The sequence below is a fragment of the Geomonas sp. genome, assembly GCF_056994735.1.
This window is the reverse complement of sequence record NZ_JBXKJL010000399.1, coordinates 1-23813: the sequence shown is the minus strand read 5'-3', so window position 1 is coordinate 23813 and position 23813 is coordinate 1. Positions and strand designations below refer to the sequence as shown.

21 protein-coding genes are annotated in these 23813 nt (G+C 62.0%); 15 read left to right on the top strand and 6 right to left on the bottom strand.

Translation table 11 applies throughout. The features are described 5' to 3' along the window. The coding region (locus AC11W3_RS17230; protein WP_484093421.1) for a DUF4124 domain-containing protein at window positions 1–473 on the top strand (473 nt) is incomplete at its 5' end. 104 nt (window positions 474–577) lie between these two features. Here AC11W3_RS17230 and AC11W3_RS17225 read toward each other — a convergent pair. Beyond that, window positions 578–1843, bottom strand: coding sequence for a magnesium transporter (locus AC11W3_RS17225; RefSeq protein WP_484088527.1), 1266 nt, complete (start codon window positions 1841–1843; stop codon window positions 578–580). A 199-nt stretch (window positions 1844–2042) separates the two neighbouring features. Here AC11W3_RS17225 and lgt point away from each other — a divergent pair, with 199 nt between their 5' ends. After that, window positions 2043–2816: a prolipoprotein diacylglyceryl transferase gene (lgt, locus tag AC11W3_RS17220; RefSeq protein ID WP_484088528.1), complete on the top strand. Its 774-nt coding sequence runs from the start codon at window positions 2043–2045 to the stop codon at window positions 2814–2816. A 6-nt stretch (window positions 2817–2822) separates the two neighbouring features. Here the strand turns inward: lgt and AC11W3_RS17215 are convergent, their stop codons facing one another. From AC11W3_RS17215 to AC11W3_RS17195, 5 genes are all read right to left on the bottom strand, one after another. After that, window positions 2823–3248, bottom strand: a complete 426-nt coding sequence (locus AC11W3_RS17215; RefSeq protein ID WP_484088529.1) for an ATP-binding protein — start codon at window positions 3246–3248, stop codon at window positions 2823–2825. 14 nt (window positions 3249–3262) lie between these two features. Next, on the bottom strand, window positions 3263–3601 hold the full coding sequence (locus tag AC11W3_RS17210; protein ID WP_484088530.1) for an STAS domain-containing protein: 339 nt from the start codon (window positions 3599–3601) through the stop codon (window positions 3263–3265). 197 nt (window positions 3602–3798) lie between these two features. After that, on the bottom strand, window positions 3799–7035 hold the full coding sequence (locus AC11W3_RS17205; RefSeq protein ID WP_484093420.1) for a SpoIIE family protein phosphatase: 3237 nt from the start codon (window positions 7033–7035) through the stop codon (window positions 3799–3801). Next, on the bottom strand, window positions 7035–7283 hold the full coding sequence (locus AC11W3_RS17200; RefSeq protein WP_484088532.1) for a hypothetical protein: 249 nt from the start codon (window positions 7281–7283) through the stop codon (window positions 7035–7037). Before AC11W3_RS17200 ends, AC11W3_RS17205 begins: the two co-directional genes overlap by 1 nt. Further along, window positions 7280–8842: a bifunctional aminoglycoside phosphotransferase/ATP-binding protein gene (locus tag AC11W3_RS17195; protein WP_484088533.1), complete on the bottom strand. Its 1563-nt coding sequence runs from the start codon at window positions 8840–8842 to the stop codon at window positions 7280–7282. Before AC11W3_RS17195 ends, AC11W3_RS17200 begins: the two co-directional genes overlap by 4 nt. A 190-nt stretch (window positions 8843–9032) precedes the next feature. Here AC11W3_RS17195 and AC11W3_RS17190 point away from each other — a divergent pair, with 190 nt between their 5' ends. The 13 genes from AC11W3_RS17190 (at window position 9033) to AC11W3_RS17130 (ending at window position 23734) form a co-directional block, all read left to right on the top strand. Then, the gene (locus AC11W3_RS17190; protein WP_484093422.1) at window positions 9033–10760 is read left to right on the top strand and encodes a tetratricopeptide repeat protein; all 1728 of its coding nucleotides are present in this window, start codon (window positions 9033–9035) and stop codon (window positions 10758–10760) included. Beyond that, on the top strand, window positions 10757–12367 hold the full coding sequence (locus tag AC11W3_RS17185) for a peptide-binding protein (RefSeq protein ID WP_484088535.1): 1611 nt from the start codon (window positions 10757–10759) through the stop codon (window positions 12365–12367). Before AC11W3_RS17190 ends, AC11W3_RS17185 begins: the two co-directional genes overlap by 4 nt. A 211-nt stretch (window positions 12368–12578) precedes the next feature. Then, window positions 12579–13559: an ABC transporter permease gene (locus AC11W3_RS17180; RefSeq protein ID WP_484088536.1), complete on the top strand. Its 981-nt coding sequence runs from the start codon at window positions 12579–12581 to the stop codon at window positions 13557–13559. 2 nt (window positions 13560–13561) lie between these two features. Continuing rightward, window positions 13562–14500, top strand: coding sequence for an oligopeptide ABC transporter permease (gene opp4C, locus AC11W3_RS17175; protein WP_484088537.1), 939 nt, complete (start codon window positions 13562–13564; stop codon window positions 14498–14500). A gap of 218 nt (window positions 14501–14718) precedes the next feature. Further along, window positions 14719–15258: a hypothetical protein gene (locus tag AC11W3_RS17170; protein ID WP_484088538.1), complete on the top strand. Its 540-nt coding sequence runs from the start codon at window positions 14719–14721 to the stop codon at window positions 15256–15258. A 233-nt stretch (window positions 15259–15491) separates the two neighbouring features. Then, complete coding sequence (tilS, locus tag AC11W3_RS17165; RefSeq protein WP_484088554.1) at window positions 15492–16868, top strand: tRNA lysidine(34) synthetase TilS; 1377 nt, start codon at window positions 15492–15494, stop codon at window positions 16866–16868. A gap of 159 nt (window positions 16869–17027) precedes the next feature. After that, complete coding sequence (gene ftsH, locus AC11W3_RS17160) at window positions 17028–18860, top strand: ATP-dependent zinc metalloprotease FtsH (protein ID WP_484088539.1); 1833 nt, start codon at window positions 17028–17030, stop codon at window positions 18858–18860. Further along, window positions 18860–19696, top strand: coding sequence for a dihydropteroate synthase (folP, locus tag AC11W3_RS17155; protein ID WP_484088555.1), 837 nt, complete (start codon window positions 18860–18862; stop codon window positions 19694–19696). Before ftsH ends, folP begins: the two co-directional genes overlap by 1 nt. Before the next feature lie 103 nt (window positions 19697–19799). After that, window positions 19800–20567 (top strand): diadenylate cyclase CdaA, encoded by a 768-nt coding sequence (cdaA, locus tag AC11W3_RS17150; protein ID WP_484093419.1) that lies wholly within the window; start codon window positions 19800–19802, stop codon window positions 20565–20567. Beyond that, a complete protein-coding gene (locus AC11W3_RS17145; RefSeq protein WP_484088541.1) occupies window positions 20564–20953 on the top strand; it encodes a CdaR family protein in 390 nt (129 codons plus the stop codon). Before cdaA ends, AC11W3_RS17145 begins: the two co-directional genes overlap by 4 nt. A gap of 43 nt (window positions 20954–20996) precedes the next feature. After that, the gene (gene glmM, locus AC11W3_RS17140; protein ID WP_484088542.1) at window positions 20997–22361 is read left to right on the top strand and encodes a phosphoglucosamine mutase; all 1365 of its coding nucleotides are present in this window, start codon (window positions 20997–20999) and stop codon (window positions 22359–22361) included. Continuing rightward, a complete protein-coding gene (locus AC11W3_RS17135) occupies window positions 22354–23076 on the top strand; it encodes a pyridoxine 5'-phosphate synthase (RefSeq protein ID WP_484088543.1) in 723 nt (240 codons plus the stop codon). The genes glmM and AC11W3_RS17135 overlap by 8 nt, the downstream gene beginning before the upstream one ends. A gap of 94 nt (window positions 23077–23170) precedes the next feature. Further along, window positions 23171–23734, top strand: coding sequence for a manganese efflux pump MntP (locus AC11W3_RS17130; RefSeq protein ID WP_484088544.1), 564 nt, complete (start codon window positions 23171–23173; stop codon window positions 23732–23734). The last annotated feature ends 79 nt before the right edge of the window (window positions 23735–23813 follow it).

The window sequence follows — 23813 nt, the reverse complement described above, 5'->3', positions numbered from 1 at the left end:
TGCTTTACCCGCTGTCAGCCTTGGCCCAGACCTATGAATGGACCGATAAGCAAGGCGCGGTCCATTTCACCGACGACCTCGGGAAGGTTCCCGGCAAATACCGGAAAAAGGTCAAGGTACTGGGGGGAGACGACAGTGGTGTCACCCAGACCACGATCACCGCCGAGTCCGGCAAGGGCGAAGGGAAGGGTGAAGAGAAGGCCGACAAGGCTAAGAAGCTCTACGGCGGAAAGGATGAGAACGCCTGGCGCAGTGAGTTCAAGGTGGCGAAGGGCGAAGTGAAGGGCATCGAGGCTGAATTGGCGACTCTGCGGGGACGGCTGAGCAATACCTCCAGCATGTCGCGCAACGAGTACCTTACTCTCCAGAACACCGTGAAGCACAACGAGATACGTCTCCAGGAAGCTCAAAGACGACTGGAGACCCTGCAGCAGAATGCGAACCTCGCCGGAGTGCCGGGGGAGTTCAGGTAGTAAAGCCATACCCTTGATCCTCCCGTTACGGCCGACTCCGGATCAGCCTGGCCCGGTAGAGGCCGTTACTCCTGAACCCGTTACAAGCCGGAGCCAGGGCGTCTTTACGCCCTGCGCCGCTTGCGCCTCAGCGGTGCGGGGATGAAGAGCTCAAGGACGTCGTCGACGGTGATTATCCCGGCCATGGTGCCTTCCTGGTCGAGAACCGGGACCGCAATGAAGTTGTACTTCGCCAGGATCTCCAGCACCTCGTGGGGGGGGGCGTCGACCTGCACCGTCTTCACGCTGCCGCTCATGAAGGTGGATACCTCCGCCTCGGGAGGATGCACGAGGAGGTCTTTCAAGCTCACCACCCCTTCCAGGCGCTCGTCCTTGTCCAGGATGTACGAGTAGTAGATGGTATCAACCTCCCCCGCCCGCGACCGCACCGCCTGCAGCGCCTCCTCCGCCGAGAGCCCCCCTGAAATGGCGATGAAGTCGCTGTTCATGAGGCCCCCTGCCGTATCCTCCTCATGCTCCAGCAGTTCCTGGATCTCGTCAGCCTCCTTCTCGTTCATGAGCCCCAGCAGTTCCTGGGCCTTCTCCTCCGGCAGGTTCCCCATCACGTCCGCGGCCTCGTCTGGATCCATCTCCTCGATAATCCTGCAGGCGTGGCCGACCTCGAGCTGGTTGATGATGCGGGTCCTGATCTCCGGTTCCAGTTCGTGGATGGCCTCCCCGGCAGTCACGGTGTCCAGTGAATTAAGGACGGCCTCGACGTTGGCCGCGGGGATATTGCTGATGATCTGCGCGAGGTCGGCCGGGTGGATCTCCTTCAGCTGGTCGCGCGCCACGGTCAGGGTAAGGCGGAAGAGGTTACTCTCCAGAAGCTGCACGTACTTCCAGCTGATGTGGTAATTGGGGAGCTGGCGCTTGAAAAGAGAGGCGAGCTTCTCGCAGAACTTCTCCCATCCCATCCGGCGCAGCAGCCCCCGGAAGCCGACGTCCACGAAGAAAACGCACAATCTCCCCTTGAAATTCCCCAGTTTCAGGTCGTTCACCCGCAACACCTTGGCGCCGTTGACATCGACTATCTGGCGATCGAGGATGTCCCTTTTGAGCAGGATGTCCCCCTCGTGGTGCTGATACTCGGGGAGGTTCTGCAGCGGGCCGGTGACCGAGATGACGAAGTGGGTGAAGAGGTTGACCCTGGCCCACGGGATGGAGATGGTGCGGCTTTCGCCCTGCACCAGGAGGCTCGACACTTCGGGGAAGAACCGGCCGGGGATCATCAGCAGGTCGTGCAGTTTGCCGATCTCGTGCCCCTGGGGCGTGATCACGATCTTGCCGAGGACGGAGCTCAGGAATATCTCGTTCTTGGTGTGGTTCACGTTCGCTCCGGAACGGATCGACGGGGCAAGGGGGCTCGCGGCCCGGTGTGGGCGCAGAGGAAGGGAACAGTATGAAATGTATAGCCGGTGGGTACATTGTCAATCGGGGCAGTGGCATGGTGCCCGCCGGGGCGACGGAATTGACACCCCGCTTTTTTACTGCTAGGTTAGGCCAAAAATTACCCTCGGAGTCTTCGTGATGACTTACCCCCATATCGACCCGGTTTTCCTGCGGCTGGGCCCGCTGGAGTTTCGCTGGTACGGCCTCATGTACATTTTCGGGTTCATCGCCGCCTACTTCCTCGTCCTTGCCGGCGTGCGGAAGAAGGGGCTTTCCCTGGACAGGGACGGGGTGGCGGACCTGATCTTCACCCTGGCCCTGGGGGTCATATTGGGTGGCCGTCTCGGCTATATCCTCTTCTACAACCTCTCCTATTACCTGTCCCATCCTCTCAAGCTTTTCGCGGTCTGGGAGGGGGGGATGTCCTTTCACGGAGGGATGACCGGAGCCATCATCGCCGGCATCTACTTCATCAGGAAGCGCAATCTCCGCTTCTACCCGCTGGCGGACGTCGCCTTCCAGGCGGCCCCCGTTGGCTTGATGTTCGGCCGGATCGGCAACTTCATAAACGGGGAACTCTACGGCCGGGTCACCGACGTCCCGTGGGGCATGGTCTTTCCCGGCGGAGGAGACCTGCCGCGCCATCCTTCCCAGCTCTACGAGGCCTTCCTGGAGGGGCCGCTGATGTTCCTCCTCCTCTACCTGTTGGGGAGAAAGTTCGACAAGGACGGCGTGGTCTTCTGGTCCTTCATAGGGCTGTACGGGTTGTTCCGTTTCCTGGTCGAGTTCGTGAGGGAGCCGGACGCCCAGCTGGGATACTTCTTCGGGGTGATTTCCATGGGACAGATGTTGAGCCTGCCGATGTTCCTCTTGGGAGCCGGCATGGCCATCCGCTGTTACAGGCGGGGGTGAGCTGAATCAGGAGAGCTTCTTCCTCATCTCCAGGATGTTCTCGTTGCAGTTCTTGTGGTAGGAGACCGAGTCCATCAGCGAGCGGATCAGGAAGATGCCACGCCCCCGGTCCTCCAGTTCCTCGAAGTTGGGCGGGGGGATGGAATTGATGTCGAACCCCTGTCCGTCGTCGTAGACACGGATGGTGAGATCGTCGGCGTGCAGGCTGATGACGATGCGGACCAGCTTTTCCGGCTCCGTCGCGCTGGCGTGCTTGATGGCATTGACCATGGCCTCCGTCAATACCAGGTTCAGGTGATAGGCGAGGGTCTCCTTGTCCCCGCTGTACTTCTCCAGCTCGCGGGCGATGTCCTCCCCGATCCTGCCGATCAGGCTGAGGTAACGGGTCTTGTTGGGGACCTTGATGTCGACCTCGATCCTGTTTCCGTCCATCTGACGCCTCGCTCCTACTGAAAGTTTTCTATGGCTTCGACGCTGGAGGGGAAGATCTCGAAAACCCTGTGGAGGCGTGTCAGCTCGAACATGGACTTGACCTGAGACTGCAGCGAGGAGAGCTTCAGGTTGCCCTGGTGGGAGATGGCGTTCTTGAAGCCGGAAACCAGGGCGCCCAGCCCCGAGCTGTCGATGAAGCGCACATCCTTGAGGTCGACCAGCACGTTCTTCTTGCCATCCTCGAAAAGCTTCTGCACCGCGCTCTTCAGTTCCGCCGAGTTATGCGCGTCCAGCCGCTCCTCTTTCACGTACAGGATCACCACGTCGTTCCTCGTCTCGTTCACCAGGTTCATGGCCCTCCTCCTTTTCGCGTCCATCTTCACACTATGGATTATTGTGCATTAAGCGGCGCCTTTTAGCAAGAGCGCGGACTCCGGCAAGGTTTATTAATGCTCTCGCGCCGCCTATTTCATGTGTAAGTCCGCCGGCTTCACCGGCTGTCACCCTCTGTCATTTCTGGCACTTCCGCTCCCTCAGCTTCCGCGCTACCTTAGATGACTTTCATGACTACCATGGAAATGTCGTCCTGTAAAGGCGAAGGTGCCGAGAAGGCCGTGACTTCGGCCATGACGTGGTCGATGATGGCCTCCGGCTCCTGGTCCAGCACCGTGGTCAGGGTGGCCGAGAGCCTCTCGACGCCGAACTGGTCGCCCGACTCCCGCTCCGCCTCGATGATGCCGTCGGTGTAGATGAAGAGGACGTCGCCGTGGTCGAGCTCCACGCTCTTCTCCTCGAAGAGCACATCCACTTCCACCCCCAGTATCAGGCCGTCGGCGTCCAGCTCCTCCCACCGGCCGCGGTGGAAGAGGAGGGGACGGGTGTGGCCGGCGTTGGCGAAGCGCAAGGTGCGGGTGTCGCCGTCGAAATTGCTGCAGAACATGGTGATGAAAAGTTCCGCCCGGGTCAGGTCCTCGTAGAGGAGTTCGTTCAGCACCCGCAGGACTTCCCTGGCGGAGCGGGTATTCTGCATCTGGGCCCGCAGCACGCTCCTGGTCTCCACCATGATCAGCGCCGCCCCGACACTGTGGCCGGAGACGTCCGCCATGACGGTGTCGACTACATTGTCCCCGCGCTGGAAGAAGTCGTAGTAGTCCCCCCCCACATGGGTGGCGGGGATGCAGCGGCAGGCGATCTTCGCGCCTTGCAGGTAGGGGGGGGCCTCCGGCAGGAGCGAGAGCTGGATCTGCTTGGCCAGTTCCAGGTCGCGGGTCACCCGGGCGTTCTCGAGCTGGGCCTCCTCCTTCTGCCGCCTCTCCCTCTCGCGCGCCTCGCGCTCGGTCTCGATCCGCACCGCCTGGTCGAGCTGTCCCGCCAGGCTCTCCAGCAGCTCCACGAACTGCTCGGTGAAGAGCCCGACGATGGAGCGGGAGAAGACGGAAAGGACCCCGACCGGCGGGACCCCTTCGCTGGCGATCGGGATGTGGGCGAACGACTTGATCCCCTCGCGCCGGAAGATCTCCTTGGCGATCGGCTTGGTGATGTAGGCCGTGTCGTTCAGGAACTCGGTCCTTCTCCCCAGAAAGGCCTCGCCGACGTGGGTGTCGATCTCCAGCAGGCGATCCTCCGTGGTGATCCTCTCGCCTCCTTCCCCCTTGTGGCAGCGGACCTGCAGCACCCCCTGGTCGTTCAGCAGCCTGATCACCGCCAGGTCCAGCTTGAAATCCCTGAGCAGAAGCGCCAGGAGGTCCTCCATGATGATTTCGAGCTCCTGGGAGCGGCTCATGATCTCCGAGGCCCGCAGCCTCACGAAGAGCGCCTCCCTGCTCTGGTCGCGGGAGGTGCGGACCGTGGAGAAGATGTCGTAGACCGATTCCATCTTCGATCCCACGTCGGAGAGGAAGCTCTCCACCACGGCGCCGGCCGCGGCCCCCCCCAGTGAGGCGGCCAGGGTCTTTTCCACGAAACGCTTGAGGTTGGGGAGCTCGAACTCGGAGACCCCCCCCTGGCCGTCGATCTCCCGGTCCCCCAGGTATTCGGTGATGGCGGCGTGCGCCTGATGCTCGCCTATGAATTTCGACATCAGGTTCACGAACTGCACGATGGTGACCGGCTTGGAAAGGCGCTTCGTTTCCCACTGCGGCGACCCGTTGCGCGGTACCAGGGCGTGCACGAACTTCTGGACCTGCTCCTTCTCCTTCTCGGTCTGCTCGCAGACGATGGAGAGGGCCAGGTAGGCCGCGATGTTGAGGAACATGCTCCAGAAAAGGGCGTGGGACCAGGGGTCGAGCCCCTCCAGCCCGAAAAGGGCCATCGGCTTGAGGATGGCGATATGGAAGGGGCCGTAGAGAAGGATCTCCGAGTGCCAGTGCCCTGCCTGCAGTATCGAGGGGAAGAGGAGGGTATAGCACCAGACGGCGAAGCCGAGCAGGAGCCCGGTCAGGGCCCCCGCCTTGTTGCCGCGCGGCCAGTAGAGCCCTCCGATCAGGGCCGGCGCGAACTGGATCGCGGCCGAGAAGGAGATGAGCCCCATGTTGGAGAGCATGTAGGTCTCGCCCACGATGCTCTGGTACAGGTAGCCCAGGAAGATCACCAGGATGATCCCCCCCCTCTTCAGGTTGATCAGCAGAAAGGAGAACCAGCTCCTCGGCTTGAACCTGACCACCACCGGCATGAGCACGTGGTTGAGGAGCATGGTCGAGACCGCCACCGATTCCACCATGACCATGCCGGCCGCCGCGGAGAAGCCGCCGAGGAAGGCCACCAGGGCCAGCCAGGGGTGCCCGGCCTTCATCGGGAGGGTGAGGACGAAGTAGTCGGCTCCGGCGTTGCTCCCGGTCATGAGGATGCCGGCGACCGCGATCGGCATCACGAAGAGGTTCATCAGCAGCATGTAGGCTGGAAAGGCCCAGGTCGCGTGAGTTAGGTGCCCCTCGTCGGCGTTCTCCAGCACCATGACCTGGAACTGGCGCGGCAGGAGCATGACCGCCCCCATCGAGAGGGCGATCAGGCTGAACCAGGAGGTGTAGGAATTCTCCCCGCCCCTTCCGATGGTGGTGAGCCTGGCGAGGATCTCCGGGGCGGCATGGTTCAGCCGCGTGAAGATGTCCCCCATGCCGTCGAAGACGGCGTAGGTGATGAAGGCCCCGACACTGAGGAGGGCGATGAGCTTGACGATCGATTCCAGGGCGATGGCGGCCACCAGCCCTTCGTGGCGCTCGGCGGAGATCAGGTGCCTGGCGCCGAAGAGGACGCTGAAAATGGCCAGCACCACCGCGGAGAAGGCTCCGGGATGCGGGGCGGGGAGCTTGACCTGCTCCATGATCCCCAGGTGAAAGTCGTGGTAGCCGGTGATGATGGTGAAGGAGGTGGAGACGGCCCTAAGCTGCAGGGCGATGTAGGGCATGATCCCGGTGAGGGTGATGATGGTGATGATGGCACCGAGCCACTGGGACCTCCCGTAGCGCGAGCTGATGAAGTCGGCGATGGAGGTGATGTTGTTCTCCTTGGAGATGCGCACGATCTTCTTCAGCAGGAACCACCAGGAGAAGGCGGTCAGGGTCGGGCCGAGGTAGACGGGGAGGAAATCTAGGCCGGTGGTGGCGGCCTTGCCGACGCTGCCGTAGTAGGTCCAGGAGGTGGCGTAAACGGCGATGGAAAGGGAGTAGACCAGGGGGTTGGTGGTGATGCTGCGCCCCTCCGCCAGCCTCTGGTCGGCGTAGTAGGCCACCAGGAAGAGGAGCGCTATGTAGAGGAGGGCGGTCCCCCATACCAGGTTGACCGTCAGCATCAGGTGCTCTCCCCGCCGCCACTACCCTTGCCGGTGGCGCGGCTGAAGAGATAGACGATGAAGATGGAGATGACCCAGCCGCAGACCAGGTAAAGATAGAGCAGGGGGATCCCGAAAGGGAGCGAGGGCTTGTTGAAGATGCTGAGAAACGGGTAGTTCATCATCACGATCCCCAGCAGGAAACAGATCACCCAGGTGTCCTTCAGCTTGAGGCGCCGGACCATCAGTTCCTTCAGTGACCTCTTCATGGCAGTAACCCCATCGCCTTCAGTGCCTGGTCGACCTCGTCCGCCACGGGAAGGGTGCCGTCGATGGCGATGCTGCCCCCTTCGACCACGGGCTCGAACTCCGCGAGGTGTTGCGGGAAGATCTCCCACCTGCCGTCGGAGATCTCCCCCGGGTCCTGACGCCGCTTTTCCAGGCGTTCCCGGATCAACTTCTCCGGGCATCTCGTTTCCAGCACCACGAACGGCACCCCCATATCGCGGGCGAGCCGCCGGAACTGGTCGCGGTCGCTTTGGCGGCGGAAGGTGGCGTCGACGACCATGCTCCTTCCCTGCGAGAGCGCCTCCCTCGCCTTGCCGAGGAGCGTGTCGTAGGTGGCCCTGTTGAAGGTGGCGCCGTAGATTCCCTGGTCGTAGCCGGCAGCGCTTCCCCTGACCGCGGCCTCAGGCGTCAGACCCTTTCTCACCGCGTCGCTTCGCTCCAGCCCGATGCCCAGCTGGAAGGCCAGCTCCCGGGCCAGGGTGCTCTTGCCGCTTCCCATCAGGCCGCAGGTGATGATCAGGGTGGGGGCGAGCTTCTCCCTCAGCACATAGCCGCGGGAAAGCCTGAAATACCTCTTAGCCGTGCTCTTCGCCTCCTCGAGCTGTTCGGCAGGAATGCCGTGTTCCTGGAGCCTGAAGGTCTGCACCTTTCCGCGGATGAAAGCCCGGTAGCTCTGGTAGAAGTTCAGCAGGGGGTCGAGTCCGTAGTCGCCGGTCGCCTGCCGGTAGGCCTCCAGGAAAAAGTGGCCTAGGTCGGGGCGCCCGGCGTATTCGAGGTCCATGAGGAGAAAGGCTATGTCGGCGGCGGTGTCGGTGTAGCGGAACCTCTCGTTGAACTCTATGCAGTCGAAGATGCAGATCCCGTCGGTGAGGCAGATGTTGCCCAGGTGGAGGTCGCCGTCGCACTCCCTGATGAAGCCCTCCTGCACCCGGGCCCGGAAGAGCTCCTCGTTCTCGGAGAGGAAGCGCTCCACGTAGTTCCTGATCACGGAGAGATCGGCCGGCGGGATGGTTTCCCCGCGAAAGGCGGCTACCTGCCTGAAGTTTTCGGCCCAGTTTCCCCTGATGGCGTGGAGGCTGCCGCAGGCGTCGATCTCGGGGCTGCGCGCGGCCCTGGCGTGGAAGTCGGCGACGTAGCGGGCGAGATCCTCCATCCGCCCCGGGCCGACCTCGCCCCGCTCCAGCATGTGGCCCAGCATCCGCTCCTCGGGGAGCCTCTTCATCTTCACGGCATAGTCCAGCACCATCCCCTGGCCCGGCCTAAAGCTCGCCCCCTCCGGCGTCTCGCGCATCTCCACCACTCCAAGGTAGATGTCGCGGCAAAGACGGCGGTTCAGCCGCACTTCCTCCTCACAGTAGAAACGGCGCCTGTCAACTGTGCTGAAGTTGAGGAAACCGAAGTCAACCGGCTTCTTCACCTTGTAGACGAAATGGTCCGTTATGAAGATGAAAGAGACATGAGTTTCGATGAGACGGACGCTTGCCGTTGGCTCAGGATAGGCATTCTCTTTAAGTAGCGATTTTAAAAGCTTTCGCACCATCGCTTTGCCTTAAGGTCATGATTTCATTTGAGGAATACTATCATAACCACATTCTCACGCAACAGAATTACCGTTCAGAAATGTTGTTTGACGCTGCTATGTATTTATGTTAGCTTTCATGTAATCATTCGCGCCATCCCTCCGGATACAGTATCGGATCGGGGTGCCGCGTTTTTTAGGTTTTTGTGACCTGCTATTAACTGGATTCCACAGGTACCCCATGACAAAGAAGTATCTAGCGCTCCTTTTGATCCTCTCTTCGTTCAGCGCTTGCGCCACGGAGCGCGCCTCGGTGCCGGCGCCGGCGACCCCGCCTGCGGCAGCCTCCCCGCAATCCCGAACCATGTACTTCTTCGCCCTGTCCCGTGTGCGGGCCGGCGAGGGGGACCTCGAAGGGGCCCTGACCCTGTTGCGAAGCGCCCTGGAAGCCGATCCCAACTCCGCCTTCCTGCACACCGCCGCCGCCCAGATCTACCTGCAGCAAAACCGCCCGGAAGAGGCCCTGGCCGAGTGCCAGGCCGCGGTGAAGCTCGAGCCGGACTCGGTGCAGGCGCAGCTCATGGCCGCCAACACCCTGGTGACCCTGCAGCGGGAGAAGGAGGCTATCCCCCACTACAAGAAGGTCATGGAACTCGACCCGGCCAAGGAGGAGGTCTACCTGCACGTGGCGATCTTCTATCTGAAGAATTTCGAGTACGAGCAGGCGGTAAATACCCTCAAGTCGCTGGTCAAGGCGGTCCCGGAATCCCCCCTGGGGTACTACTACCTGGCCAAGACCTACGACCAGATGCGGCTGCCGCGCGAGGCGCTGACCTACTACAAGAAGGCGGTCGAGCTCAAGCCCGACTTCGAGCAGGCCCTGATCGAGATGGGCATCTCGCAGGAGACGCAGGGGCTCGTGGGCGATGCCATTGAAAGTTACAAGACCCTCCTCGAGGTCAATCCCTCCAACAACAACGTGGTCCAGCACCTGGCGCAGCTCTACATCCAGCAGAGGCGGCTGGACGAGGCGCTGACCCTGTTGCAGGCGCAGGGGGGCACGACCCTGGAAAACAAACGCAAGGTCGGGCTCCTCCTCCTGGAGCTGGAGCGCTACGACGAGGCGGTCGCCACCTTCCAGGAGCTCCTCAAGGCCGAGCCCAACGCCCACCAGATCCGCTTCTACCTGGCGAGCGCCTACGAGGAGATGGACGAGGTGGACCAGGCGATCGCTGAATTCTCCAAGGTCCCGCGGGATTCCTCCTATTATCTCGACGCAGCCGGCCACCTGGCCTACCTCTACAAGGAGAAGGGGACCCCGGACAAGGGGATAGCCCTCCTCAAGGAGGAGATCAAGGAGCAGCCGAGCCGCATCGAGCCCTACCTGCACCTGGCCGGTCTCTACGAGTCGATGGACCGCTTCCAGGACGGCATAGACGTGCTGAACTGGATGGACAAGCCGCTGCAGTCCGACCCCAGGGTCAGCTTCCGGCTCGGGATCCTCTACGACAAGGTCGGGAAGAAGGAGCAGTCTGTGGCCATGATGAAGCGGGTGCTGACTGCGACTCCCGATGACGCCCAGGCGCTGAATTATCTCGGTTACACCTATGCCGAGATGGGAGTGAACCTGGACGAGGCGCTGGGCTACCTGAAGAAGGCTGTGTCGCTGAGACCGGACGACGGCTTCATCCTGGACAGCCTCGGCTGGACCTACTTCAAGCTGAAGCGCTATCCCGAGGCGGTCCACCAACTCGAGAGGGCGGTGGAGCTCTCCGATAACGACACCACCGTCATGGGCCATCTCGCCGATGCCTACTGCGCCGCCCGCTCCTACAAGAAGGCGCTGGCCCTGTACAAGAAGATCCAGAAGGTGGAACCCGAACGGACCGACCTCAACGAGAAGATCAGGCGCTGCCGGCAGGAGATCGGGGAGAAATGACCCTTTCCCGCTGCCTCACGCTGCTCATGGTCGCCCTGGTGCTGGCGGGGTGCGGACAGCGTGCCCCCGAGCGCAAGGCGCAGGGCAAGGGGGGCCCTCCCGCCTACGGCGACGCGCTGGTGGCCGGGAGCATCGGGGAGCCCTCCAACCTGATCCCGATCCTGTCCACCGACTCGTCCTCCAGCGACATTTCCGGCCTGGTCTACAACGGCCTCGTGCGCTACGACAAGAACCTGAAGCTGGAGGGGGACCTGGCCCAGTCGTGGGAGGTCTCCCCGGATGGGCTCAACATCACCTTCCACCTCCGGCACGGGGTCAAGTGGCACGACGGCCAGCCCTTCACCTCCCATGACGTCCTCTATACCTACAGGATAACCATCGACCCAAAGACCCCCACGGCCTACTCCGAAGACTTCAAGCAGGTGAAGAGCGCGGAGGCGCCGGATGCCTACACCTTCCGGGTCAGCTACGCCAAGCCCTTCGCTCCGGCGCTCGCTTCCTGGGGCATGCCGATCCTCCCGGCGCACCTTTTGGAGGGAAAGGACATCACCAAGAGTCCCCTCACCCGCAGCCCCGTCGGCACCGGCCCCTTCGTCTTCAAGGAGTGGATCCCCGGCCAGAAGGTCACCCTGGAGAGCTACCGCGACTACTGGGAGGGAACGCCCTACATCTCCCGCTACATCTACCGGATCATCCCCGACAACTCCACCATGTACATGGAGCTGAAGTCGGGAGGGATCGACGAGATGGGGTTGTCCCCGGTCCAGTATCAGCGTCAGACCAACACGCCGGACTTCCTGTCCCGCTTCAACAAGTACCGCTACCCGGCCTCGGCCTACACCTATCTCGGCTACAACCTGCGCCTGCCTCTTTTCCAGGACAAGCGGGTGCGCCAGGCCATGACCTGCGCCATCAACAAGGACGAGATCATACATGGCGTGCTCCTGGGTATGGGGCAGGTTGCCAACGGCCCCTACAAGCCGGGAACCTGGGCCTACAAGGCGAACATCCCGGGACCGAGCTACAATCCGGAGAAGGCCAAGGCGCTTCTGAAGGAGGCGGGGTACGTGATGGGGAGGAACGGCATACTGGTGAAGGACGGAAAGCCCTTCAGCTTCACCATCATGACCAACCAGAACGAACAGAGACTGAAGTGCGCCCAGATCATCCAGCAACGCCTCAAAAAGGTGGGGATCGACGTGAAGGTCCGGGTAATGGAGTGGGCCTCCTTCATCACCAACTTCATCGATACCGGGAGGTTCGAGGCCGTGCTGCTCGGCTGGACCATTTCCCAGGACCCCGACATGTACGACATCTGGCACTCCTCCAAGACCGGCCCGAAGGAACTCAACTTCGTGCGCTTCAAGAACGCCGAAGTCGACCGGCTCCTCGACGAGGGGAGGGGGACCTTCGACACGGAGAAGAGGAAGTCGTGCTATTACCGGATCCAGGATATCCTGGCCGACGAGCAGCCGTACACCTTTCTCTACGTCCCCGACGCGCTGCCGGCGGTCTCCTCCAGGTTCCACGGTATCGTCCCCGCACCCGCCGGCATCTCCTACAACCTCGTCAAGTGGTACGTGCCCAAGGCGGAGCAGGTGTATTGAAAACTGTGAAAGGTGAAAGGTGAATGGTGAATGGTGAATGGTGACGCCTTCGCGTCCCCCCCTTGACAAAGGGGGGACAGGGGGGATTTGCCTCTGCCTTTCCTTTGACCCGACTCCTTTTACTTGAATGCAGCAGCTTGGTAACTATCTGTGAACAACCGCCTCCACGTCCCATCTCCTCACCGGAGAGGGACAGGGCGAGGGAAGATGAATGGGCAAGTACCTCTTAAAACGCGTAGCGATGCTCTTCCCCCTGCTCCTCGGGATCACGTTGATCACTTTCCTGGTGATCCACCTGGCGCCGGGCGAGCCGGTCGAGATGCAAACCTCCATGAGCCCCAAGGTCTCTGCGGCATCACGGCAGCGCCTGCGGGAGTTCTACGGCCTGGACAAGCCCCTTCCCGTCCAGTACGGCCTTTGGCTCTCCCACCTGGCCCGGTTCGACTTCGGCCGCTCCTTCGCGCCGGATAACCGCCCGGTCACGGACAAGATCGTTGAGCGCATCCCGGTCACGCTGTCGCTCAACGTCATCGCCCTGTTGCTCGAGTTCTGCCTCGCCATCCCCATCGGCATCCTGGCGGCGGTGCACAGGGACACGCTCCTGGACCGCAGCATCTCTGTCTTCGTCTTCGTAGGCTTTGCCGTGCCGACCTTCTGGCTGGCGCTCCTTTGCATGTACCTTTTCGGGGTGAAGCTGGGCTGGCTCCCGATTTCGGGCCTCCATTCCCTGGGGAGCGACAAACTCGCCTTCCTGCCGCGCATGGCGGATCTGGCCAAGCACCTCATCCTGCCGGTCGGCATCGCCACCTTCGGGAGCCTCGCCGGTCTCTCCCGCTACATGCGCTCGACCATGCTGGACGTCCTTTCCCAGGACTACATCACCACGGCGCGGGCCAAGGGAGTGAAGGAGCGGGTCGTTATCTATAAGCACGCCCTGAAGAACGCGCTCCTCCCGGTCATCACGCTGCTCGGTTTTTCGCTCCCGGGCCTGATCGGCGGCAGCGTCATCTTCGAGACCATCTTCGCCATCCCCGGAATGGGGCAACTCTTCTACCAGGGCGTCATGGCGCGTGACTATCCCCTGGTGATGGGGATCCTGGTCATCGGCGCATTCCTCACCCTGCTGGGGAACCTGGTTGCCGATCTCTGCTACGGCCTCGCGGACCCGCGCATCCGCCACGGGAGGGAGTAGCGATGAGCGAGATGAACCTCCCCAAGGGACGCGCTGGCGCGTCAGGCAGTTTTTGGCGGACGGTGCTATGGCGCCCGTATGGTGACCCGGCTTCCGCCCGGGCGAGCGGACCGTTGCGGGATTTCTGGGGGCGCTTCAGCGAAAACAACTTCGCCGTGGCCGCACTGGTGGTCATAGTCGTGCTGTTCATACTATCCCTCGGTGCCGCCTTCATCACGCCGTATGACCCCGATACCATAGATGCCTGGCGCGTGCTCCTCCCGCCGTCTTCCGCCCACTGGTTCGGTACCGATGAGCTTGGTCGTGATGTGCTGACCCGGGTGATTTACGGCGCGCGGGTGTCCCTGAAGGTGGGGTTCGTGGCAGTCGGCATCGCGGTCGTGATCGGGACTGTCGTCGGGCTCGTCGCCGGGTTCTATGGCGGGATGATGGACGCCGTCCTCATGCGGATTGTCGACATCGTGCTCTGCTTCCCGACCTTCTTCCTCATTCTTGCGGTGATCGCGATGTTGGAGCCGTCCATCTGGTACATCATGGTGATCATAGGCTTTACCGGGTGGACGGGAGTTGCCCGGCTCGTTCGCGCCGAAGTGCTGTCGCTGAAGAGCAGGGATTTTGTCCTTGCCGCCAGGGTGCTCGGTGCCTCCGATGCCAGGATCATCTTTCGGCATATCCTCCCCAACGCCCTGTCGCCTGTGCTCGTTTCCGCGACTCTCGGCGTGGCCGGTGCCATCCTGACGGAATCCGCACTCTCGTTCCTGGGTATCGGGGTCCAGCCGCCGACGCCGAGCTGGGGCAACATACTGACCTCCGGCAAGGACTACATCGAGTTTGCCTGGTGGCTCTCGCTCTTTCCCGGCATGGCCATCCTGGTCACCGTCCTCTCCTACAACCTGGTCGGCGAAGGGATCAGGGACGCCCTGGACCCGAGAAGGCGGTGAGGCAGGGGCACGTTCCTTGTTTTGGCGCGGGATGAAAATCTGATCAGGGCGGATAACACCAAGGCTCCGACAGCGGAGTTATTCAACTCGATTGCTCCATGGAAAATCAGATTTTATCCGAATTTCATCCCGCGCGGAAATCGAGGGCGGAGCTGCCGCTAAGTTTTGGATTTCAAGTTGCAACCTAAGAACCGAGAATTGATGTAAAGAGAGGAATTATGGGCGAGCTTTGCGAAGAAGGATTTGACGAGTTGAAGGTGGACAAGCGGGAATTCATCCCGGCTACCCTGGAAGACGAGGTGCGGGTAGACAAGCTGTGCAAGGATCTGTTGATGCGCTTCTACAACGAGAGCCTCGGAGCGGGCGTTGCACCTGAGGTGGCCACCGCCCTTGCCAGCGGCGCCGACTATTTCACACGGGATTTCGTGGTCTCCATCAAGAACCGCAGCATTTTCGATGAACGCCCAGGCCTCGTGCGGCAATTCGCCGGCAACTGGTACATCGTCAACACCCTTGAGCCGCTGATCTCGGAGATCGAGGGGTACCTGGCGGGAGTGAAGGAGTTCTACCGTTTCCTGCACGGCCACCAGCTCATTTCCCTGAAGTTCCTGCAGGCCATCGAGGCCGAGTGCGCCGATCTCGACTACTACGCCAGTCGCATCGAATCCTTCTGGGCCATAAAAGGGGACGGCTACCTGGCCTGGGAAAGGGAGTGCTCCCTCAAGGATCAAACTCCCGGCATCGTCGGCCAAGGCTGAATCGTCTTCCCCCTGGCCAAGGCTGAATCGTCTTCCGCCTGGCCAAGGCTGAATCGTCTTCCGCCTATAGTGGTACCGTATCGCCCCCCCCTGTAGCGGTGCCGTATCGTTCCCCCCTTGTGAAAGGGGGGACAGGGGGGATTCGCAGTTCCCCCCGTTGTTGTAGTTCATATAGAGAGCTGGTCATCTTCGCGCCCGGAAGGGCGCTCCTACGACAGAAACAGGAGTCCCGCCTGCTCAAGACCCTCCAATCGAAAGTCAGCAGCCAGAAGCTCTTCAAGCCAGGTGAAACCGTCGTCGTGGCGGTTTCCGGCGGGGTCGACTCTGTAGCACTGCTCGACATCCTGGCTCACCTCCAGGCCGAGCGCCTCGATCTGATCGTAGCCCACCTCAACCATTGCCTGAGAGGAGATGATTCCGACCAGGACGAGGAATTCGTCTCCCGCCTCGCTGCCGGCTACCGCATCCCTTTCATTTCCAGGCGTGCCGATGTGACAGCACTGGCCAAAGCTTCCCGTCTCTCCCTGGAGGATGCCGGAAGAAAAGCCCGCTACGCCTTCTTCGCCGAAATCGCCCAAGCCCATGGCGCCACCAGCATCGCCCTCGCCCATCATCTCGACGACCAGGCCGAAACGGTGCTGATCAGGCTGCTGCGCGGCGCCGGCGGCGGCGGCTTGAGCGCCATGTCACCGGTCTCGGCCGGAATGCTCAAACGGCCCCTGCTGCAGATATCCCGCTCCGAGCTGGAGCAGTACCTGAAATTGCGCGGGCTAACTCACCGGGTGGATGCGACCAATGCCGACACCGCCATACTCCGGAACAGCATCCGGCACGAGCTGATCCCCCTGCTGAGGAAGTACAACCCGAAGGTCTCAGAGCGTCTGGCGGCGACAGCCGAGATCCTGGCCTGCGACGAGGAACTCCTCGCCCAAATGACGGAGGAGACCTTTTCCCGGCTCTCACGTCGCGACCATGAGGGGACGATAGCCTTATGCACGGGCCCGGTTCTCAAAGAGCCACGTGGCCTCCGCCTGCGCCTGTACCGGCACGCCCTTTCGCAAGTGCGTGGCGACCTCCAGCGCATCGCGCTCTCCCATCTCGATGCCATCGACAGGCTGGCTGCCTCCGACCGCCCCAATGCCAGGGTCAAGCTCCCCGGAGAGTGCCTGGTGGTCCGCTGTTACGGCGATCTGACCTTCCACTGCGGAGCCGGCTGCAAGCCGCGGGCATGGGAGATAGGGATTGAAGGGGAGGGGAACTACCCCCTGCCGACCGGGGGAACCCTGGACGTACAGCGCATTCCGCGTCCGGCCGCTCTCGATGCCGGCTCGCGGCACATCGCCTTCCTTGACCCCCAGGCGGCCCCCTTTCCGTGGACCGTGAGGACCTTCCAGCCGGGTGACCGCTTCCGGCCGCTCGGCATGCAGGGGGGGCAGAAGGTCAAGGATTTTTTCATGAACGAGAAAGTCCCGCCGGAGGAACGACGTTCCATTCCGCTAGTGATCAGCGACGGTCGCATCGTCTGGATCGCGGGTCTCCGCCTCGCGAATGACGCCAGGGTTGGATCGGCGGCGGCTGACGTCCTGAGGGTGGAGGTTCATAATCCTTAAAGCTCTTGTCAATGTGGCACCTTTGTGGTAATCCTTTTGTTCATTTGAAATCTTTTTCGAAGTTTTAAGAATACGAAGTCGCAGGAAAAAATTTGCAGCTTTGGATCCTTTCATCAGAAATGAGCGGGGTCTGCGGCATATAAATAATCGGGAGGAAACTTGAACCAATTCTATAAGAACCTGGCCCTCTGGCTTGTGATCAGCCTGATGATGATCCTGCTGTTCAACCTCTTCAACAAGCCGAAGCCCGCCCAGGAAAAGCTCGATTACAGCGACTTCATCGAATCTGTCGAGACGGGCAAGGTCAAGAACGTACCTCGCCCCATCAGCAGCGTAACCATCCAGGGTAACGAAATCATAGGCAAGTTTGCAGACGGCAAGGAGTTCAGAAGCTACAAGCCTGCCGATGCCAACCTGACCGATAAACTGATCGCCAAGCACATCGCCGTCTCGGCCCGGCCCGAGGAGGAGCGCTTCTCCTGGTTCTCGCTGCTGGTTTCCTGGTTCCCCATCATCTTCCTGGTTGCGGTCTGGATCTTCTTCATGCGCCAGATGCAGGGCGGTGGCGGCAAGGCCATGGCCTTCGGCAAGAGCCGCGCCAAGCTCCTCACCGAGGCATCGGGAAAGGTAACCTTCGAGGACGTAGCCGGCATCGAGGAGGCCAAGGAGGAACTGGAGGAGATCATCTCCTTCCTCAAGGACCCGAAGAAGTTCACCAAGCTCGGCGGCCGCATCCCGAAAGGGGTGCTCCTCATGGGCCCCCCGGGCACCGGCAAGACCCTGCTGGCCCGCGCCATCGCCGGCGAGGCGGGCGTCCCCTTCTTCTCCATCTCCGGTTCCGACTTCGTGGAGATGTTCGTGGGCGTCGGCGCCAGCCGCGTGCGCGACCTCTTCGTGCAGGGCAAGAAGAGCGCACCGTGCATCATTTTCATCGATGAGATCGACGCAGTCGGCCGTCACCGTGGCGCCGGCCTCGGCGGCGGGCATGACGAGCGCGAGCAGACCCTGAACCAGCTCCTGGTCGAGATGGACGGCTTCGAATCCAACGAGGGTGTCATCCTGATCGCCGCCACCAACCGCCCCGACGTCCTCGATCCGGCGCTCCTGCGTCCGGGCCGCTTCGACCGCCAGGTGGTGGTGCCGCGCCCCGACGTGAAAGGGCGCGAGATGATCCTCAAGGTGCATACCAAGAAGACCCCGCTCTCCCCGGACGTCAACCTCGAAGTCATTGCCCGCGGGACCCCGGGCTTCTCCGGCGCCGACCTCTCCAACGTCGTGAACGAGGCTGCCCTCCTGGCCGCCCGCAAGGACAAGAGCGTGGTCGAGATGATCGACTTCGACGACGCCAAGGACAAGGTCCTCATGGGCGTCGAGCGCCGCTCGATGGTCATCTCCGAGGAAGAGAAGAAGAATACGGCCTACCACGAGGCGGGTCACACGCTGGTCGCCAAGCTCATCCCCGGCACCGACCCCGTGCACAAGGTCTCCATCATTCCGCGTGGCAGGGCGCTCGGCGTCACCATGCAGCTCCCGATCGAGGACAAGCACAGCTACTCCCGCGAGTCGCTTCTGGACCGCATCGCCGTCCTCATGGGCGGGCGCGTGGCCGAGGAGATCATCTTCAACTCCATGACCACCGGCGCCGGCAACGACATCGAGCGTGCCACCGAAATCGCCAGGAAGATGGTCTGCGAGTGGGGCATGAGCGAGAAGCTCGGTCCCGTCACCTTCGGCAAGAAGGATGAGCAGATCTTCCTCGGACGCGAGATGGCCACCCAGAAGAACTACTCCGAGTCGACCGCCGTAGAGATCGACCACGAGATCAGGCTGATCGTCGAGCAGAACTACGCCAGGGTCCAGGAGCTGCTGAAGGCCAACCTCGACTCGCTGCACAAGATCTCCCTCGCCCTCATCGAGAAGGAGAACCTCACCGGCGAAGAGGTCGACCGCATCATGGCAGGTGTGGATCTCTCCGCGACCGTCACGGTATGATGGAAGTTCCCGCAGCCTGGGAACTCTCCCGCCGCACCCTTTCGCTTGAACGTCCGCTGGTGATGGGCATCCTCAACGTCACCCCGGACTCCTTTTCCGACGGCAACCGCTTCTTCAGCCTGGAGGCTGCCGTGGAAAGGGCCCGGGAGATGGAAGGGGAGGGGGCGGACATCATCGATCTCGGCGGGGAAAGCACCCGTCCCAATGCGCCTCCTGTCGGGCTCGAAGAGGAGCTCCGGCGGGTGGTCCCGGTGATCGAGGCGCTGGCCGGCGAGGTCTCGGTGCCGATCTCGATCGACACCTACAAGGCCGGGGTAGCCCGCGCGGCCTGCGCAGCCGGGGCCGAGATAGTTAACGACGTCAGCGGGCTCTTCTTCGATCCGGAAATGGCCGGTGCCGTAGCCGAGGCCGATGCGGGCCTGGTCGTGATGCATACCAGGGGAAAGCCCCATGAGATGCAGTCGAACACCGACTACGACGATCTGATCGGCGAGGTCAGGGCCTACCTGGCCGATTCTTTGGCCCTTGCCGAGAGGTCAGGGATCAAGTCCTCCCGGATAGCCATCGATCCCGGCCTCGGGTTCGCCAAGAGCCTGCAGGGGAACCTCGAGCTGATCCGCAGGCTCTCCGAGTTCCTCCCCATGGGGCGGCCGATCCTGGTGGGGCCTTCGAGAAAGTCCTTCGTCGGAACGGTTCTCGGCAAAGGGGGAGGCGAGAGACTGTATGGCACCGCCGCCGCGGTCGCCGTTTCCGTCGTCAACGGGGCCTCGATAGTACGGGTACATGATGTGGCTGCCATGAGGGACGTTGCGGTCATGGCGCGGGCGCTCAGGTAGCGGCCGGCCCGAAATGCGATTACCGCCCCCGGAGGGGGAGGGTTAGGAGGGGGAGTAGCGGTCGAGTCGAAGCAGGCTTCCGCCCCCTGAAATCGGCCTTTTCATGGTGCGGATGAATTTTTTCCTGCAAAACATAGGCGTGCTGCGGGACCTCCTGGACCTGTCGCTGGCCGTCCTGATCATCTTCCGGCTCTCGAAGCTCACCAAGGAGGGGATGGCCCTGCGCATCCTCGCCGCCCTCTGCGCCCTCGTTGCGGGCCACCTCCTAGCGCGCCTCTTCTCCCTGCAGACCGTCCGGCTTCTCTTCGACACCTTCCTCGCCTCATCCGTGGTGGTCGTCGCGGTAATCTTCCAGACAGACATACGCAGGGGCTTCGCCGCGCTCACCCGCAGCCGTGGCGACAAGGACGCCGAGATGTCAGACGTCATCGACGAACTGGTCTTCGCGGTGGCCGGGCTCTCCCAGAAGCGGGTAGGGGCGTTGATCGTCCTCGAGCGGGGGATCCAGATCGACAGCTACCTCGCCGTCGGGACCGATATCGACGCCAAAGTCACCAGCGAGCTCATTTCCTCCATTTTCCTCCCCTACTCGCCGATCCACGACGGCGCCGTCATCATCCAGCACGGCAAGCTCACCAAGGCAGGCTGCTTCCTACCGCTGACGCAGAACCTCGAGGTCAGCAAGAGCCTCGGGACCAGGCATCGGGCCGCCATCGGTCTCACCGAACTTGTCGATGCCGTCGTGGTGGTCGTTTCCGAGGAAACCGGTGCCATCTCGGTCGTCGTCGGCGGCAGGAAAACGGACATACTGGAGCCCCCTGCGTTGGGCAAGATGTTGAGAAGGCTCGTTGAACCGAGGTGGCTCAAATGATACGTGTGCCCTCGCAGGAATCGGCCAACGCCGCCACCATCAGGGCGCTGTGCCTGCTGCTGGCAGGGCTCTTGTGGCTCAGCGTGATCGTGGAGCGGCCTGCCGAGACGAGACTTCAGGTTCCGGTCCTCCTCGAGCGGGTACCTGCCGGTCTCAGAGTCGTCTCGCCTCCTCCCGGGCAAGTCGAGGTCACGGTCTCAGGGCCACGGATAGCCCTCTGGCTGCTGCCGTACCGGAAGGTGAGCTGCAGGATCGATCTCGCCGGGGCCACAGCCGGAGCAAAGAGTTACACGGTGCAGGATGCCACCTTCCGTCTCCTCGATGGTGAGCTGAAGGTGGTACGCGTCCACCCGGCCACGGTCCCGCTGGAGCTGGCGAAAAGTTGAACCCTTAAGCATCCAAAACGAACTTTATTTCCCGAGGTGAACCATGAAGAAGCTTTTCGGTACCGACGGTGTCCGCGGAGTGGCCAACGTCTATCCGATGACCGCCGAGATGGCCATGCAGATAGGCCGCGCCGCCGCCTATACCTTCAAAAACAGCAAGAGACGGCACCGGATCGTCATCGGCAAGGATACCCGCCTCTCCGGCTACATGCTGGAGAGCGCCCTGGTGGCCGGTATCTGCTCGATGGGGGTCGACGTCCTGCTGGTAGGCCCGCTGCCGACCCCCGGCATCGCCAACATCACCTCCTCCATGCGCGCCGACGCGGGAGTGGTCATCTCCGCCTCCCACAACCCCTTCGAGGACAACGGCATCAAGTTCTTCTCCCGCGACGGCTTCAAGCTACCGGACGAGAAGGAGCTGATGATGGAGGAGCTGATCTTCTCCAAGCAGATCGATTCCCTCCGTCCCACCGCGAAGGAGGTCGGCAAGGCCTACAGGATCGATGACGCCGCCGGCCGCTACGTCGTCTTCCTGAAGAGCACCTTCCCCAAGGATCTCGATCTCTCCGGTCTGAAGATCGTCCTCGACTGCGCCAACGGCGCCGCCTACAAGGTAGCCCCCGCCGTCTTCGAGGAACTGGGCGCCGAGGTCATCCCCATCGGTATCAAACCGAACGGCACCAACATCAATGCCGACTGCGGCTCCCTTCATCCGGAGGTGATGAGCCAGGCGGTCAAGGAGAACGGAGCGGACCTCGGTATCGCCCTCGACGGCGACGCCGACCGCGTCATCTTCGTCGACGAGTATGGCAACGTCGTCGACGGCGACCGGATCATGGCCATCTGCGCCACCGAGATGATAAAGAACGGGACCCTCAAGCGCGACACGCTCGTTGCCACCGTGATGAGCAACATGGGGCTCGATATCGCCATGAAGAGGGCCGGCGGCCAGGTCGTCAAGACCGCCGTCGGTGACCGCTACGTTGTCGAAGAGATGGTCAAGGGGGGCTACAACCTGGGCGGCGAGCAGTCCGGGCACATGATCTTCCTCGATCACAACACCACCGGCGACGGAGTCCTTTCCGCGCTGCAGGTGCTGGCCATCATGCAGCGGCGCCAGAAGAGGCTCTCCGAGCTTGCCCTGGTCATGGAACCGCTGCCGCAGGTCCTGGTCAACGTGCGCCTGTCGCAGAAATCGGATATCATGCTGATTCCGGAAGTGGCGGAGCTGATTCGCGACGTGGAGGCCAAGCTCGACGGCGAGGGGCGGGTGCTCATCCGCTACTCCGGGACCGAGCCGCTGTTGAGGATCATGCTGGAGGGAAGCGACGAGGGGGAGATCCGCAACTGGGCGAACCAGATCGCCTCGACCGTTTCCAATGCGCTGGGAGGTGAAGAGCGTGGCTAAGCTGGGAGTGAACATCGATCATGTGGCAACGCTTCGCCAGGCGCGTGGCGGGACCGAGCCCGATCCGGTAGCGGCCGCGGCCATCGCCGAACTGGCCGGTGCCGACGGCATCACCATTCACCTCAGGGAAGACCGCCGTCACATCCAGGACCGTGACCTCCAGATCCTGCGTCAGACCGTGCAAACCCGGCTGAACCTGGAGATGGCCGCCACCGGGGAGATGGTCGGCATCGCCCTTTCAGTGAAGCCCGAAGCCTGCACCCTGGTCCCCGAGAAGCGGGCCGAGTTGACCACCGAGGGAGGCCTCGACGTGATCGGCAACAAGGCATCCCTGCAAGAGGCCATCGCGAAGCTTAAGGGTGGGGGGATCATCGTCAGTCTCTTCATCGATCCGGATCCCGCCCAGATCGAGGCCTCCAGCGAGGTAGGCGCCGACTACATCGAAATCCACACCGGCGCCTACGCCGAGGCGAAGAACGACAGGATACTGGTCGACCGGGAGCTCGCCAAGATAGAGAAGGCCGTGAAGCTTGCGAAGGATCTTGGCCTCGGCGTCAACGCCGGCCACGGGCTCAATTACACCAACGTGAAGAGGGTGGCGGCGATCGGTGGCATCGAGGAATACAACATCGGCCACTCCGTCATGTCCCGAGCCATCCTCGTTGGCCTGCACCAGGCCGTGCGCGAGATGGCGGAGCTGATCAAGACCGCCTGAGGACTGGCTGACACGGCTGAAGAGCGGGAGGATCTGATTGCTGTGATCCTCCCGTTTCCATTTAATGCGCTGCATCATTCAAGAGGCTTTTCATATGGATTGGTTGACCATTTTGGGCATCGCGGTGGCCCTGGCCATGGATGCCTTCGCCGTGGCTTTGGCCGCGGGAGCGGTACTTAATCCCCTTACCGGAGGACATCTTTTCCGGCTGGGCTTTCACTTCGGGCTGTTCCAGTTGCTCATGCCCATTATCGGCTGGCTGGCTGGCATGACCGTGCAGAAGTGGATCTCCGCCTATGACCACTGGGTCGCCTTTATCCTGCTGGCCTTTGTCGGCGGCAAGATGATCTACGAAGCATTTGGCCAGAAAGAAGAGGAATCCCCCGCTGATCCGACTCGCGGATTCACCATGATACTGCTGTCGATCGCCACCAGTATTGACGCCCTGGCCGTGGGACTCTCGCTCGCCATGCTAAACGTCAGCGTATGGATCCCGTCCGTGGTGATTGGCATAGTTGCCGCGGTACTCACTGTCCTGGGCATGCTGCTGGGGCGGCGCTTGGGTGGCAGCTGGGGCAAACCGGTAGAGATACTCGGCGGCCTGGTATTATGCGGCATCGGCTTGAAGATCCTGCTCGAGCACACTGTCCTGAAGTAAAAGCCCGGCTCCGAGAATCCCGGGTTCATTCTTCAAGTGAATTTTGACGCGCCTTCTGTTATTGTGCCGCAAGCTCTTC